At 72.8% G+C, this 15,397-nt stretch carries 13 protein-coding genes; 10 read left to right on the top strand and 3 right to left on the bottom strand.

Annotated features, from left to right (window positions below):
- Positions 1 to 53 precede the first annotated feature (53 nt).
- The 8 genes from OG542_RS27945 to OG542_RS27910 are packed head-to-tail and all read left to right on the top strand — an operon-like array spanning position 54 to position 9,553.
- On the top strand, positions 54 to 779 hold the full coding sequence (locus OG542_RS27945; RefSeq protein WP_328414281.1) for a class I SAM-dependent methyltransferase: 726 nt from the start codon (positions 54 to 56) through the stop codon (positions 777 to 779).
- Complete coding sequence (locus tag OG542_RS27940; RefSeq protein WP_328414279.1) at positions 776 to 4,909, top strand: alpha-(1->3)-arabinofuranosyltransferase; 4,134 nt, start codon at positions 776 to 778, stop codon at positions 4,907 to 4,909. The genes OG542_RS27945 and OG542_RS27940 overlap by 4 nt, the downstream gene beginning before the upstream one ends.
- On the top strand, positions 4,906 to 6,264 hold the full coding sequence (locus tag OG542_RS27935) for a condensation protein (protein WP_328414277.1): 1,359 nt from the start codon (positions 4,906 to 4,908) through the stop codon (positions 6,262 to 6,264). The genes OG542_RS27940 and OG542_RS27935 overlap by 4 nt, the downstream gene beginning before the upstream one ends.
- Positions 6,261 to 7,016, top strand: a complete 756-nt coding sequence (locus OG542_RS27930) for a class I SAM-dependent methyltransferase (RefSeq protein WP_328414275.1) — start codon at positions 6,261 to 6,263, stop codon at positions 7,014 to 7,016. The genes OG542_RS27935 and OG542_RS27930 overlap by 4 nt, the downstream gene beginning before the upstream one ends.
- Before the next feature lie 15 nt (positions 7,017 to 7,031).
- Positions 7,032 to 7,937, top strand: coding sequence for a hypothetical protein (locus tag OG542_RS27925; RefSeq protein WP_328418146.1), 906 nt, complete (start codon positions 7,032 to 7,034; stop codon positions 7,935 to 7,937).
- Positions 7,934 to 8,155, top strand: coding sequence for a Trm112 family protein (locus OG542_RS27920; protein WP_184592281.1), 222 nt, complete (start codon positions 7,934 to 7,936; stop codon positions 8,153 to 8,155). The genes OG542_RS27925 and OG542_RS27920 overlap by 4 nt, the downstream gene beginning before the upstream one ends.
- Complete coding sequence (locus OG542_RS27915; protein ID WP_328414272.1) at positions 8,152 to 8,979, top strand: FkbM family methyltransferase; 828 nt, start codon at positions 8,152 to 8,154, stop codon at positions 8,977 to 8,979. Before OG542_RS27920 ends, OG542_RS27915 begins: the two co-directional genes overlap by 4 nt.
- Positions 8,945 to 9,553 carry a hypothetical protein gene (locus tag OG542_RS27910; RefSeq protein WP_328414270.1) on the top strand — a complete coding sequence of 203 codons (609 nt, stop codon included), beginning with the start codon at positions 8,945 to 8,947 and terminating at the stop codon, positions 9,551 to 9,553. Before OG542_RS27915 ends, OG542_RS27910 begins: the two co-directional genes overlap by 35 nt.
- Here OG542_RS27910 and OG542_RS27905 read toward each other — a convergent pair.
- The gene (locus OG542_RS27905; protein WP_328414268.1) at positions 9,534 to 10,925 is read right to left on the bottom strand and encodes an MFS transporter; all 1,392 of its coding nucleotides are present in this window, start codon (positions 10,923 to 10,925) and stop codon (positions 9,534 to 9,536) included. The two genes, OG542_RS27910 and OG542_RS27905, sit on opposite strands and share 20 nt — an antisense overlap.
- Before the next feature lie 58 nt (positions 10,926 to 10,983).
- Positions 10,984 to 11,862 (bottom strand): ATP-grasp domain-containing protein, encoded by an 879-nt coding sequence (locus OG542_RS27900; RefSeq protein WP_328414266.1) that lies wholly within the window; start codon positions 11,860 to 11,862, stop codon positions 10,984 to 10,986.
- A 184-nt stretch (positions 11,863 to 12,046) separates the two neighbouring features.
- Between OG542_RS27900 and OG542_RS27895 the strand changes: the two genes are divergently transcribed.
- Entirely contained in the window at positions 12,047 to 13,129 is a 1,083-nt protein-coding gene (locus OG542_RS27895) for a MerR family transcriptional regulator (protein ID WP_328418144.1), read from the top strand.
- Positions 13,130 to 13,135: 6 nt separating this feature from the next.
- On the opposite strand, the gene OG542_RS27890 is transcribed toward OG542_RS27895, so the two are convergent.
- A complete protein-coding gene (locus OG542_RS27890) occupies positions 13,136 to 13,843 on the bottom strand; it encodes a FadR/GntR family transcriptional regulator (RefSeq protein ID WP_193477807.1) in 708 nt (235 codons plus the stop codon).
- 193 nt (positions 13,844 to 14,036) lie between these two features.
- On the opposite strand from OG542_RS27890, the gene OG542_RS27885 reads away from it, so the two are divergent.
- Complete coding sequence (locus tag OG542_RS27885; protein WP_328414263.1) at positions 14,037 to 15,374, top strand: SLC13 family permease; 1,338 nt, start codon at positions 14,037 to 14,039, stop codon at positions 15,372 to 15,374.
- The last annotated feature ends 23 nt before the right edge of the window (positions 15,375 to 15,397 follow it).

The raw sequence follows: 15,397 nt of genomic DNA, 5'->3' as shown, positions 1-15,397 counted from the left end.
CGCGCCCACGCGGCGGAGCCGCACATGTCACAGCCCCGCGCCCCTTGGCTACGTTGAGGGACCCCTCGTTTCGAAGATCTCTTGCGCTGTTCCAGGCCTTTCTCCATGAGCAGGACGATCCCGAGGCCTGCTACTCGCTGCTCGCCCGTGACGCCGTCGACCAGGTCGAGGCCTACGACGGGCCTGTCGCCGGGCGTACCGTCCTGGACATAGGCGGCGGCAGCGGCTACTTCACCGAGGAGTTCCGGCGCCGCGGTGCCCAGGCCTATCTGTTCGAGCCGGACATGGCCGAGTTGGGTGAGAAGCCGCCCGACAGCGCGGTGGTCGCCGACGGGTATCTGCTGCCCCTGCGGGACGGCATCGCGGACGTCACCTTCTCCTCCAACGTGCTGGAGCACGTGGCCGATCCGGAGACCTTTCTCAGTGAGCTGGCCCGGGTGACGCGCCCGGGCGGGCTGATCTATGTGTCGTTCACCAACTGGCTGTCGCCGTGGGGCGGGCACGAGTGGGCCCCGTGGCACTACTTCGGTGCCGAGCGGGCCCGGGCCCGCTATCTGCGGCGGACCGGCCGGCCCGCCAAGCACACGCTCGGCGAGAACCTGTTCGCGGTGCACATCGGCTCCACCCTGCGGCAGGTGCGTGCCCGCGACGACGTCACGGTCGTCTCGGCGCGCTCCCGCTACTGGCCCTTCCTCGCGGAGACCGTCGTCAAGGCGCCCGGGATCCGCGAGTTCGCCACCTGGAACCTCCTCCTCATTCTGCGGCGGTGTCCTACATGACAACCACGGTCCAGGCTCCTCCCCCGGCAGCCGTTCCCACCACCGCCACCGCGGCGGGTCCCCCCGAGGGCCCGCGGTCGCGGCGCTGGCTGCTGGGTTTCTGGGCCGTGGTGTTCGTGTTGTTCCTGGTGGTGCAGCCGGGGCGGCAGACATTCGACACCAAGCTCGGCGTCACGGTCGACCCGGGGCAGTTCCTCGCCGATCTGGGCCAGTTGTGGCACGACCGGGCCGGGTTCGGCGGGATCCAGGACCAGTACGTCGGCTATCTGTGGCCGATGCTGCCGTTCTACTGGCTCTGCGACCTCGTGCAGTTGCCGGTGTGGCTGGCGGAGCGGCTGTGGCTTTCGGTCGTCGTGTCGGTCGCCTTCTGGGGTGCGCTGCGGCTGGTCGAGCGGCTGCGGGTGGGCAGTGGCACCTCCCGGCTGCTGGGGGCCGTGGCGTATGCGCTGTGGCCGGTGTTCACGACCGTCATCGGGTCGACGTCGGCCGCCGCGCTGCCCGGCGCGTTCCTGCCGTGGGTGCTGCTGCCGCTGACGAACGAGCGGTACGCCGCCCGGGTCGCGGCTCTGCGCTCGGCGCTGCTCGTGCCGTTCATGGGCGGGGTCAACGCCTCGGCGACCCTGGCCTCACTCCTGCCGGTCGGGCTCTATCTGCTGTCCCGGCCGCCCGGGCCCCGGCAGCGCAAGCTGATCGCCTGGTGGACACCGGCCGTGATCGTCGTGACGGCCTGGTGGTGGGTGCCGCTGCTGCTTCTCGGGGTCTACGGCGAGAACTTCCTGCCCTATATCGAGACCGCGCAGACCACGACGGACACCATGTCGGCGACCGAGGCACTGCGGGGTGCCGGGAACTGGGTCGCTTATCTGCACTTCGGTGAGGCGTGGCTGCCCGCGGGCTGGGCCGTGGCCTCGTCGGTCGTCGTGATCGTGAGTTCGGCCCTGGCGGCCGGGCTGGGGCTCGCCGGACTCGCCCGGCGGGACCTGCCCGAGCGGCGTTGGCTCGTGCTGACCGTGCTCGTGGCGGCGCTGGTGCTGCTCGCCGGGTACGGCGGGGCGTTCGGGGCGCCGTTCCACGGGGTCGTGCAGGGCTGGCTGGACGGGTGGCTGTCGCCGTTCCGGAACATCTACAAGTTCCAGGCAGGGATGGCGCTGGCGCTCGTGCTGGGCCTGGTCCATCTGGTGGGTGTGGCCGCCGAGCCGCGCGGGGCCCGCCCGGTGCGCGGCCGGCGCCTCGCCCCGCTGGTCGCGGCGGTGCTGATCCTGCCGGGGCTGCTGCTGCCGTACCTCAACGGCTCGATCCTCAACCCGGGTTCCTTCCAGAAGCTTCCGACCTACTGGCAGGCCACGGCCGACTGGCTGGAGAAGTACTCCCCCGACTCCCGTGCCCTGGTCGTCCCGGCCACCGCGCACGGCATGTACACCTGGGGCTCCCCCATCGACCAGCCGCTCGACGTGCTCGCCGAGTCGCGCTGGGCGCAGCGCGACTACGTTCCCTTCGGCACACCCGGCAACCGGCGTGCGATGGACGCCGTCGAGCAGGCGCTGCTGTCCGGGTCCGAAGTGCCGGGCCTCGCCGACTACTTGAGCCGGGCGGGGCTGTACTACGTCGTCGTACGGAACGATCTGGATCCGGACCAGATCGGTCATGTGCCGACCGCGACGGTCAAGCGGACGCTGGAGCAGTCCGGGTACGAGCGGGTGACGGGGCTCGGTCCTGTGATGACCGGCGGCCGGATCGCGCAGGACGCCCCGCTCCAGGTCGAGGGCCTGTACGCGCGGCAGCGGGCGGTGGAGATCTACCGGCCGGCCGGGGACGACGTGCTCCGGCCCGGGCAGGCGGGACTGACCCCGGTCTCCGACACGGCCGTGGTGTCCGGTGGCCCGGAGGCGCTGCTGCCGCTGGCGTCCCGGCTGCGCGGGCGGGCGGCCGTCCTGACCGGCGACAACCATCCCGGGCTCGGCACCCCCGCCGTGCAGGTGGTGGGCGACGGGATGCGGCGCGCCGACACCCGGTTCGGCCTGGTCAACGCCGGTACGTCGTACACGTACACGCGCGACGAGCGCAACGCGCCCGACGCCCAGCAGGACCCGGGCGAGCGGCCGCGCCAGATCCTGCCCTCCGAGGGAACCGACCACCAGACCGTGGCCGAACTTCGCGGCGCCCGTTCGGTGACGGCGTCGTCGTACGGTAACTGGCTCTTCCACCTGCCGCAGTACGACCCGGTGAACGCCTTCGACGGCAACCCGGACACCGCGTGGGCGGAGGGCGCGCCGGACACACCGGACGGGCAGTGGCTGCGCGTCGGCTTCACCGGCCCCTACGAGATGCCGTCCTCCTTCAAGGTCACGCCGTTGCCGCAGGAGAGCGTGCGGGCGGCGGCGACGAAGGTGCGGGTGGAGACCGAGAAGGGCTCGAAGACGAGCTTCCTCCAGCCGAACGGCAAGACGCAGCGGATCAAGGCGCCCGAGGGCACGAGCCGGTGGATGAAGCTGACGATCGTGGACTCGGTGGAGCGCCGGGCCGGTCTGACGGGTGCGGGCTTCTCCGAGATCGACCTGCCGGACATCCAGGTGACCCGGCTGCTGAAGCTGCCGACGGACGCGGACAACGCCACCGCGCCCGCCACCATGGTCTCCCTGCACCGCGCCTCCGACCCGACCGGCCTGTCCGCGGCCGGCACGGAGGCCGGCCTGCACCGCCGCTTCACGACACCGGCCGCCGGAACCTACGAGGTGAAGGCGAGCGCGGTGCCGGTACCGGGCGAGGAACTCGACCGGCTGCTCTACGAGGTCGCGCCCGAACAGCAGACCAGGATCGTCGCCACCGCCGACTCCACGGCGAGCCTCGGCGCGGGCCTGACGGCGCGCAACCTCACCGACGGCGATCTGACGACGGCGTGGATCGCGGGCGACCGGCCGGCGATCCACCTGAGCTGGGAGGGCAAGCAGGCGGTGGGCGAGCTGGTGCTGGCCCCCGCGGGTGGTCTGTCCAGCCGCGCCTCCCAGGTGCACATCAGCTCGCCGGACGGCGCGACGATCGCCGGAGTCGACGAGAACGGCTGGGTCCGCTTCCCACCGATCACCACGGACCGGCTCGACATCACGGTCACCGAGACCGCCCCGCTGACCCTGCACAACCCGGTCGCCGACGAGGACCTGCGCCTCCCGGTGGGCCTGACGGAGGCGTACCTCCCGGCCCTCGACCAGTACCGCACCCCGCAGCCGGACGGCACCCGCAAGTTCTCGCTGCCGTGCGGGAAGGGGCCGGACGTGGCACTGGACGGCGAGCTGTACCAGACGAGCGTGAAGGGGACGGTGCGGGATCTGGTGGAGCGGCGGGGCGTGGCGGTGACGCTCTGCCAGGAGGGCCGGGGCGACTCGGAGGTGCGGCTCCCGGCCGGCGAACACCGGCTGGAGGGCGGTGACGCGGGCCCGCTCGCGCTCACGGACGTGACTCTGACCCGCGGGACGGTCCCGGAGGCCGCGGCGGCCGGGCGTGAGCTGGAGATACGGGACTGGCTGGGCGACCGGCGCGAGGTGACGGTCGGCTCGGGCGCCGCCTCGTACTTCACCACGTACGAGAACTTCAACGACGGCTGGAAGGCCACCCTGAACGGCAAGGAGCTGACCCCGGTGCGGCTGGACGGCTGGCAGCAAGGCTGGCGGGTCCCGGCCGGAGCGGGCGGCGCGGTCAAGCTGTCGTACGAACCGGCCACCACGTACGACGCCGGGCTGATCGGCAGCGGCGCCGGCATCGCGGTGCTGCTGGGCCTGGCGCTCTGGCGCCGCCGCGCCCCCAACCCCGACGCGCCTCAGCCGGTCCCGCCGCTGCCCGGGCTGTGGCTCGGCACGGTGGCGCTGACGCTGGTCGGAGCGGTGATCGCGGGCTGGCTCGCGCTGCTGGTCCCGGTACTGGCGCTGCTGGCCTCGCGACGGCACGCCCTGTTGGTGCCGATCGCGTTCGTGGCGCTGGCGGGAGCGGGGGTCGCTGCCGCGATCGGGGCCGGGGAGCCGGTGGGCGCGGGCGCGGGGGCGTTCGGCCGTCTTGCCCAACTGCTGGCACTGATCGGCCTGTTCGCGGGCCTGGTGAGCCGGCGCGAGCCCGCCCCGGAGAGGACCGAGCCCGTATGACCCGTCCGACCCGCATCCCGTTCCCGGTGGTGGACGAGGTGTCCCGGCACTGCCTCCAGGAGGAGGAACCGGAAACGGTCCACATCGAGGTCCACCTCCCCGGCCCCCTCGACGAGCCCCGCCTGCGCAAGGCCTTCACGGAGGCCCTGCACCGGCATCCCCGCATCCTGATGCGGGAGGCAGGGGGGCCGTGGTTCCGCCGCCGCTACGAGTGGGAGCTGACGGGCGAGCCGGACACGGAGGTGGTGACCTTCACGCCGGCGGGCCCGAGGGCGTTGCAGGACGCCAGGACGAGGGCGCTCGCAGAGGCACCACCCCTGTCGCTGTCGCCGCCGATACGGCTTGAAGCAGTTGGCCTAGCTGCGGGCATTCGTGCCGCTGGGGCGGCACGGGTGGGCGCAGCGGCACCCGGCCGGCGCCGGCGAGCGACCCCACCCGCCCCGGACACCCACGCCCGCACAGCCCAAGGCACAGTCCTCCTCCTCACCATCAACCACACCGCCCTCGACGGCCCGGCCTGCCTCCGCATACTCGCCACCGCCGCGGAGCTCTACGGCGGCAGGGACAACAACCCCGCCGCACCCCCGACCCGCCCCGCGGAACCCGCACAAGAGCCCCCGGACACCCCGACCACCTGGTCGCCCCCCGCGCGGGTAGCGCAAGGCACGCCCGACCCCTCCCCCGGCAACGGCATGCTCGTCACCGAACTCCCCCTCCCGCACCGCCCCAAGGGCTCCCCCTACACCGTCAACGACCAGCTCATGGTCACCACGGCCCTGACCATCGCCCACTGGAACAGGGAACACGGCGCACGCCCTCGCCCCCTTCGCATCACCATGCCCGTGGACGACCGCCCCCGCGACACCACGATGCCCATCGGCAACGGCACCCGTCTGGTCGAAGTACCTTTCACACCAGGGGAGTTGAAGGCGGAGATGCCCACCCTGCTCCGCCGGACCGCAGAGCGAACCCGCGCGCTGAAAGCCCTGCCCCGCCCCCAACTGGGCCACGGGGCCGCGCTCCTGACCACCCCCTGGGCCCCGGTCGCCGCCCGCGCCGCCCTCACCCGCGCCCTGCGCAGGGCCGCCGCCCCCTGGACGTCGACGACCCTGCTCAGCAACATCGGCCGCATCCCGTACCCGCTGGACTTCGGCGAGGAGGCGGGCCGCGCGCACGCGGTCTGGTTCTCGGCCCCGGCCCGGATGCCGCGCGGCCTGACCGTCACCACCGCCTCCACGGCCGGCCGCCTCCACCTCGCCCTGCGCTGGTCCCGGGCCCTGCTCAGCCACAGCGACGGCGCCCACCTCCGCGACCTCTTCGAGCACTATCTGCACACCACGGAGGTGACCCCGTGACGCCGACGCCCACGACGACCACCACCCCCGCATCCCCGCCCCGCGACCTGCGCGACTTCTACGAGAACCCCGCCGTCCCCGTGGCGTCCGGCACCCCGCGCAGCCTCCGCCAGGCCCGCATGCTGGCCCGAGCCCTCGGACCGGCCGCCGGCCACCCCCGCACCGTCCTCGACATCGGCTGCGGCGACGGCACCGCCGCCGCGACCGCCGCGCCCCTCCTGCCCGGCCACCGCGTCATCGGCGTCGACTGGTCCCAGGACGCCCTCAGACGCGCCCGCACCCGCATTCCGTACGCGGTCCGCGGCGAACTCACCGACGGCGGGCTGCCGTTCGGCTCCGAGTCGGCCGACGCCGTGCTGTTCAGCGAGGTGATCGAGCACCTCGTCGATCCGGACGCCGCACTCGACGAGATCCGCAGGATCCTGCGGCCCGGCGGGCATCTCATGCTGTCCACCCCGAACCTGGCGGCCTGGTACAACCGCGCCCTGCTGCTCGCCGGTGTGCAGCCGGTCTTCTCGGAGGTCAGCCTGCGCGGCATCCACGGCCGTCCGGGGAAGGAGGTCGTGGGACACCTGCGCCTCTACACCGCCCGCGCGCTCAGGGAGTTCGTCGCCGCGTCCGGATTCACGGTCGTACGGCTCGAAGGCGCTCCCTTCCACGGCGTACCGCGCCCGCTGCGCCCGCTGGACCGGCTCGCCTGCGCCCGGCCACCGCTGGCGTCGATCCTGCTGCTGCACGCCAGGAGGACGTAGCCCATGTGGTGGGGAGTGACCGCGGCCCTGCTGGCGAACGTCCTGTACAGCACCGGATTCGTCCTGGAGAAACGTGCGCTCGCCGCCCTGCCGGAAGTGACGATCCGGCAGCCCGCACGGCTGCTGCGCCTGGTGCTCGGCAGCCCGCTGTGGATCGGCGGTTCCCTCTCGCTCGCGGCCGGGTTCGCCGCCCAGCTCGCCGTGTACCGGACGCTGCCGATCGCCGCCGCCCAAGGCATCTTCGTCTCCGGCCTGGTGCTGCTCGTGCTGCTGTCGGCCCGGCTGCTCGGCGAGGAGACGACCGGCCGGGAGCGGTACGCCCTGGGCGCGATCCTGCTCGCGCTGCTGATGGTGGTGCTGTCCCTGCGCGAGGGCTCGGACTCCGTCAGCCAGGAGGCGCCCTACCCGCTGATCCTGCTGGTGTGCGTGCCGTCGCTGGCGGCCGGGGTCTGGCTGTACGGCTCCGCCGAGCGGCGCGCCCGCAACCGGCACCGGCGTCCGACGACCGGCGTCGAGTACGGCGTGGCGGTGGGCCTGCTGTACGGCGTCAGCTCGCTGGCCATCAAGGGAGTGTCGAGCCACCTCACGACCAGCGGGATCGGCGGTGCGGTCCTGGACCTGCTGAGCTCCCCGTATCCGTATCTGCTGCTGTTCACCGGTGCGTTCGGCCTGGTGATGTCGCAGGCGGCGCTGCAGCGCTGCCGGGCCTCGCTGATCGTGCCGGTGTGCACGACCGTGACCTGCCTGTTCACAGCGGTGCTCGGCACGCTGTCGTTCGGCGAGGCCCTGCCGGACGAGCCACTGCGGCTCGCGTTGCGGGTGGCGGGCACGACCCTGGCCGTCGCCGTACTGCTCACCATGCCCAAACACGACTCCGCTCCCCAAGAGCCTGCCCCAGCCAAGGAGTTGGCATCCCCATGAAGCCCGACGACCCACTGCTGAAGATCCTGGCGTGCCCGCTCGACAAGGGCCCGCTGCATCTGCTGGCCGAGGAGGCCGAGCAGGAGGAGGCCCTGTACAACCCGCGGCTGCGCCGCCGCTATCCGATCCTCGACGGCATTCCGCAGCTGCTGCCCTCGTCCGGGGAACAGGTGCCGGACGACGAGCACGAGGAACTGCTCAAGAGGATGGCACCGTGACCAGCCTGGCAGCCCGCCTCGCTCCCCTCCTGCCCACCCGTCTGGTGGCCGCGACGGCCCGGGCCCTGTATCCCCGGTTCGAACCGGAGCTGGCCCGGCTCGCCGAACTGTGCCCGCCGGACTGCGGTACGGCGGTGGATGTCGGCGGCTGGTACGGGCCCTGGACGCACCGCCTGTCCGGCCGCGCCGAACACGTCGTGACGATCGAGCCGGTGCCCCATCTGGCCCGGCTGCTGGCCGCCGCGACCCCGCCGAACGTGCGCGTGATCCGTGCGGCGGCCTCGGACCGCCCGGGCCTCGCCCGCCTGTGGCTGCCGTCGGACGACTCGGGCGACCGGGGCGTGTCCTCGCTGGTCCGCCGTGACATCCATGGCCGGGCGCTGGACGTCCCCTGCGTCACGCTGGACGAACTGGGGCTGCGCGACGTCGGCTTCATCAAGATCGACGTGGACGGCAACGAGCCGGCGGTCCTGCGCGGGGCGACGGGCCTGCTGGCCCGCGACCGCCCGGCCCTGTTCGTGGAGCTGGAGTCCCGCATCCAGCCGATCGCCCCGGTGGTGACCTATCTGGCCCTGCTGGGCTACGACGGCTGGGTGCTGCCCGGCGACACCTGGGTGCCCCTGGCCAAGTTCCCGTTGGAGGACCACCAGGCCAACGCCTCCTACGTCGTCTCCCACGGCCTGCTCCGCCGTGTCCTGCCCTCCCCCCTGCTCAGGGGGCCGCGCTACGTCAACTCGGTGCTGTTCCTGCCCGACGGCCGCCGCCCCGGCAAGGCCCCGGTGGGCGACGATGGTTCCCATGCCTTCCGGAAAGCGCCCCGCTAGCCCCTTCACCCCGCTCGATTTCCAGCTGGTGCTGCTGCGCCGTATGGCCGACCACAATCCCGGCCTGGTGGAGGACGCCCGGCACGAGCTGGGAGTCTCCCTCGCGGACATGCGCGAGGTCAACAAGCGCTGGCAGGCGATGCTCCGCTCCCCGCGCTCCCGCCCGCCCCTGTCCCGCTACCGGTCGGTCCTCGGTGCGGCGGAGTCCCGTACGCCCCGCCGGATCGGCGACCTCGACTGCGAGGCGTGGCTGTGGCCCGTCCCGCTCTGGCCCGCCCTGCGCTTCGAGGTCCTGACCGCCCCGAACGGCGCCGTGTGGAACGAGTGGCTGGTCCGCGCCCCGGGCGCCGAGGTCCCCGAGCTGCACACCCTCGACGATCTCACCCCCTGGTCCTGCACGGTCGACGAGGCGGCCCGCGCCTTCGCCCCGGCCCGCCCCCTGGAGGGCACGGCTCCGACCCGGTGGGGGCTGGCGTTCACGGCGCCGGACGCGGCGGGTGTGCGGCGGGAGGCCGTCGCGGAGTTCACGTGGGGGCTGTTGCAGCGGGTGGCCGTCACCGGCCGTCGGAGCTGAAGGGCTCCGGCCCCGGGGCCGCGCCTTTCGCGGGCACGCACCGCCACGCGAGGACCGCGGCGGCCAGATAGGCGAGCGCGCCGATGAACATGCTGGTGCGGATGCCGGTGCCGTAGTCGCCGGCCGAGGCGAGCAGGCTGCCGCCGAGTGCCACGCCGGTGGCGCTGCCGACCTGGCGGGTGGTGTTGAACAGGGCGGAGGCGGCCCCCGAGTACGCCTCCGGGGCGGCACCCATCACGGTGGCGGTCGAGCCGGTGAGGGCGAAGGACGTACCGAATCCCGCGGCCATCATCGGGAGCACCAGCAGCGCGTAGGCGGGGTCGGCGCCCGCCGCGGCCCAGCCGGCCAGCCCGAGTGCGGCCAGGAGCATGCCGGAGACCACCAGCGGACGATCCCCGGTGCGGCGGGTCATCCGGCCGGACAGGACGGAGGCGAACATGGTCATCGCCACCGCCGGGAACAGCGCGAGCCCGGTGCCGAGGGCGCTGAAGCCGCGCTGGTGCTGGAACTCCAGGCTGGCGGTGAACACCATGCCGTAGAAACCGAAGTTGAACAGCAGGCCGATGACGGCTCCGCCGCTCATGGCGCGGGAGCGCAGCAGGCCTAGGGGCAGCACCGGGGAGCGGGCCAGCCGCTCGCGCAGCGCGAAGGCCGCGGCGGCCAGTACGGCCAGGCCCACTCCGGCGAGCACGGCCGGGTCGGACCAGCCGCGCCGTCCGGCCTCGTTGAGCGCCCCCGTCAGCAGGGCCACCGACGCCACGACCGCGCACTGCGCCGGCCAGTCCAGGGGCCGGTCGGCGCGCCGGGGCGAGCGGCCGACGTGCCGCAGGGTCAGCGCCAGGCAGGCCGCGCCGACCGGCAGGTTGATGAGGAACACCCAGCGCCAGCCCACCGTGGAGACGAGCAGCCCGCCCAGCAGCGGCCCGGCGGAGGCCGCGATGCCCGCCATCGAGCCCCACAGCCCGAAGGCCCGCGAGCGTACGGCCTGCTCGGGATAGGCCTGCTGGAGCAGAGCCAGGGAACCGGGCACGATCAGCGCCGCGCCGAGCCCCTCCACCAGCCGGGCCACCACCAGGAACGGGGCACTGGGCGCCAGCGCGCACGCGGCCGAGGACACGGTGAACACCGCCACGCCCGAACAGAACACCCGCCGGTTGCCCAGCCGGTCCCCCAGCGCTCCGCCCGTCAGCAGGAACCCGGCGAAGACCAGGGTGTACCCGTCGGTGATCCACTGGATGCCGGTCAGCGAGGCCGACAGCTCCCGCCCGATCACCGGCACGGCGACGTTGATGACCGTCACATCCAGGATCACCATGAAGTACCCGGCACACACCGCCAGCAGCGGTGCCCAGGACCGTCGCTCGGAGGGCATGGCCCTACCAGTACACCAAAAGCCTCACCGCGGGACGTATGCCCACGCTTCGCCGCGATCAGCCGGCGGCGGCGAGAACCGCCTCCACCACCCTCGGCACGGAATCCGGGTGCAGCCACAGGAACAGATTCGGCTCGATCAGCTCCAGTTCCATCACGCACGGCTCCCCGTCCGGCCCGGTGACGAGATCCACGCGCGCGTACAGCAGCTCCCGGCCACCGGGCACGGCGGCCAGGGCCCGCTCGGCGACGGCCCGTTCGGCGGGGGTCGGCTCCCAGGGCTGGAGATCCGGGTGGGCGACCTTGTCGGCGTCGTACGGGGTACCCGGCGCGAGGACGGCGCCCTTGCGGCTGGCGTGCAGCAGACGTCCGCCGTAGAACTGCAGGGCCCGCTCCCCGTGCGTGTCGATGCTGGTCAGATAGGGCTGGAGCATGACGGTGAAGCCCTCGGCGTGCATCCGCTCGACCTGGCGCGAGGCGGCGTCCCGCTCTCCGGCCGGGTAGCGGGCGGCGTACCGGGCGCCGGCGCCGGAGGTGGGCTTCACGACGTACTCGTGGTCGTCGGGCAGGTCGACGGGGTCGCCGGGCGCGAAGTAGCGGGTGGGCACGGTCGGCACTCCGGCCTCCGCGAGCCGGCCCAGATACCTCTTGTCGGCGTTCCACCGCACGATGTCCACCGGATTGGCGAGCCGTGTCGCCTTCGCGCACCGCTCGGCCCACGCCGTGAACTCCTCGGCCCGCCAGCTGTAGTCCCACGTGGACCGTATGACGACGAGGCCGAACCCGGCCCAGTCCACTTCGGGGTCGTCCCAGTGGACGACGGCGGCCTCGGCCCCGGCCTCCCGCAGCGCGTCCGCCAGCACCGGCAGATCCCGGTCCTTGCTCACCTCGCCACCGGGGTCGTAGGTGACGAGCGCGATGCGCGGGGTGCGAGCCACGGCGACTCCATTTCCCGTACGAATGTCTCGCACGAACGATCGAAATCCGGTCCGGCGCAGGCTAACAATCCTCGAAGGAACCGCGACACCCTGTTTGACCTTCACCTTCGGTGAAGCCCCAGCATCGGTGGCGGAACCGAGGAGCGCGACGAGCGTGACGAGCGCGGGGAAGGCGGGGGGACGCATGGACATGCTGACGATCGGCGCGTTCGCGAAGGCGTGCCGGCTCTCGCCGAAGGCACTGCGCCTGTACGACGAGCTGGACCTGCTGCGGCCCGCCCGGGTGGACCCCGACACGGGATACCGGTACTACGCGGCGGCCCAGCTGGAGCAGGCCCGGCTGGTGGCGTGGCTGCGGCGGCTGGGCATGCCGCTGGCCGAGATCCGTCAGGTGGGCCGGCTGTACGACCGCGACTCGACGGCCGCCGCCCGGGAGATCCGCGCCTACTGGGCGCGCATCGAGGCGGAGACGGCGGTACGGCGGGACCTCGCCGCGTTCCTGGTCGATCACCTGACGACGGACTCGCGAGAGCCAGGAAAGGACACCACCATGCTGGAACTGCGTTACTCCGCCCACTCGGACACCGGACGCGTCCGCCCCGCCAACCAGGACACCGCCTACGCGGGCACCCGGCTGCTCGCCGTCGCCGACGGCTTCGGACCGGCCGGCGCGCCCGCGAGCAGCGCCGCCGTGGAGGCACTGCGCTTCCTGGACACGGACGAGACCCCGGCCGGCGGGGTCCTCAACCTGCTGGAGGACGCGGTGCGGGGCGCGGCCCAGGCCGTCCAGGACGTGGCCGGCGACGCCGACGACGGCACGACCCTGACCGCCCTGCTGTGGACGGGCTCGCGGCTGGCCCTGGTGCACATCGGCGATTCCCGCGCCTATCTGCTGCGCGACGGCGAACTGTTCCTCATCACCCACGACCACACGGTCGTCCAGTCGATGATCGACGAGGGACGTCTGACCACCGAGGAGGCCGTCTCCCACCCCCAGCGCGCCTTCCTCCTGAAGGCCCTGACGGGCGGCGGGGCCACCGTGGTCCCGGACCTCCGCCTGCACGACGCCCACCCGGGCGACCGCTACCTGCTGTGCTCCGACGGCCTGTCGAGTGTGGTCCCCGAGGACCGCATCCACGACCTGCTCACCTCGCCGATCGGCCCGGACGAGACGGTCAAGGCCCTGGTCGGCGCGGCGAACAAGGCCGGCGGACCGGACAACGTCAGCTGTGTCGTCGCGGACGTGGTGGAGCGGGCAGCCGCCTGACCCGCCCTACTCGTCCTCGCCCGGCTCCCAGTCCAGCAGCCGCACCTTCGCCACCGTGCGGACGTGGCGGCGCATGGCCGTGGCCGCCTGGCGGGGCTGCTCCGCGGCGATCGCGTCGAGGATGGCCTGGTGCTGGGAGAGGGAGCGGGACGGGCGGCCGGGCTGGCGGAGGGACTCGGTGCGGCTCTCGGCGATCTGCTCGGCGATGGAGCGCATGAACTCCGCGAGCAGACTGCTGTGGGCCGCCGCCGTCACGGCCGCGTGGAACAAGCGGTCGCCCTCCACACCATGACCGTCCGCCTCGATCTCCTCCGCCATGTGCGCGAGCGCCGAGCGCATCGCCGCCAGGTCGTCCTCCGTGCGCCGCTCGGCGGCCAGTTCGGCGAGCTTCGTCTCCAGCGCCTCCCGGGCCTCCAGTACGTCGGGCAAGCGCCGGCGGCGTTCGACCATCCGCTCCACTGGCTCGGTGTCGAGACTGTCCCGCACGAGGTACGTACCGCCCCCGTGCCGGGCCTCCACCAGGCCCTGGACCTCCAGCACCACGATCGCCTGCTTCACCGAGGCCCGGCTGACCCCGAGCCGCTGGGCGAGATCACGCTCGGGCGGCAGCCGGTCGCCGGCGCGCAGCCCGCCCTCGACGACGTACTGGCGCAGCCGCTCCAGCACCTGTTCGTAGAGGCGCTGTTTCGTCATGGGACGCAGGGCGTCGGTCACGGAGTCCCCCTCTCGCCGGGAGCGTAACACCGGCCTTCCCCATGGCCGAGTGGCTGAACCAATTCTCGCGCGACCCCTTGACGGGCGGCCGGGCCGCACCCACTCTTTCAGCCAACGCACCTCAAAGTGGCTCAGCCACTCGGCCACTTCCAGGTGCTCCCAGCCGCTCCGGGGCCCAACGACGGGAGCCCGTATGTCCCCCGAACTCATATCGATCCTCGTCCTCGTCGTGGTGTTCGTCATCGCCACCACCCGTTCCGTCAACATGGGCGCGCTCGCCTTCGCCGCGGCCTTCGGGGTCGGCGGGCTCGTCGCCGATCTCGACGCGGACGGCATCTTCGCCGGCTTCCCCGGTGACCTGTTCGTCGTCCTGGTCGGCGTCACGTACCTCTTCGCGATCGCCCGCGCCAACGGCACCACCGACTGGCTGGTGCACGCCGCCGTCCGCCTCGTGCGGGGGCGGGTGGCGCTCATCCCCTGGGTGATGTTCGCGCTGACCGGCGCGCTCACGGCGATCGGCGCGGTCAGCCCGGCCGCGGTCGCGATCGTCGCCCCGATCGCACTGAGCTTCGCGACGCGATACGGGATCAGCCCGCTCCTGATGGGCGCGATGGTGGTGCACGGCGCCCAGGCCGGCGGCTTCTCCCCGATCAGCATCTACGGCTCGATCGTCAACGGCCTCGTGGAACGCGAAAAACTCCCCGGCAACGAACTCGTCCTCTTCTTGGCATCGCTGGCGGCGAACTTGGTGATCGCCGGGGTGGTGTTCGTGGTGTGCGGGGGTCTCAAGCTGTGGGCGCAGGGAGCGGACTCGGACTCAGCTGCGGGCAATCGTGCCGCTGGGGCGGCACGGGTGGGCGCAGCAGCACCTGGCTCCGCCGAGCTGCGGACCGCCCCCACAGCGACCCCCACGCTGAGCGAGGAAACCACCAGCCTCACCCCCTCCCGCATAGCCACCCTCACCTCCCTCCTCGCCCTCGTCGTCGCCGTCCTCGTCTTCGACCTGGACGCAGGCCTCACCGCCATCACCCTCGCCGTCGTCCTGAGCACCGCCTGGCCGGACGACAGCCGCAAGGCCGTGGGCGAGATCGCATGGCCCACCGTCCTGCTGATCTGCGGCGTACTGACCTATGTAGGCGTCCTCGACGAAATGGGCACCATCACCTGGGCCGGCGAGGGCGTAGGCGGCATCGGCATCCCCCTCCTCGCCGCCGTCCTGCTCTGCTACATCGGCGCGCTCGTCTCCGCCTTCGCCTCCTCCGTGGGAATCATGGGCGCACTGATCCCCCTGGCCGTTCCCTTCCTGGAGCGAGGCGAGATCGGCGCGATCGGCATGGTGGCCGCACTCGCCGTATCGGCGACCGTCGTGGACGTGAGCCCGTTCTCCACGAACGGCGCCCTGGTCCTGGCCGCCGCGCCGGACGTCGACCGCGAGCGTTTCTTCCGGCAGCTGATGGTGTACGGAGGGATCGTGGTGGCGGTCGTGCCGGCGGCGGCGTGGCTGGTGATGGTCGTGCCCGGCTGGGGATAGCCGGCCGACGCCCCGTGGACATG

The sequence above is a fragment of the Streptomyces violaceus genome (assembly GCF_036014075.1).
In the GTDB taxonomy this organism is placed as follows: Bacteria; Actinomycetota; Actinomycetes; order Streptomycetales; family Streptomycetaceae; genus Streptomyces; species Streptomyces violaceus.
Note: the sequence above shows the minus strand (reverse complement) of the source record. Positions and strands in the feature narration are given on the sequence as shown.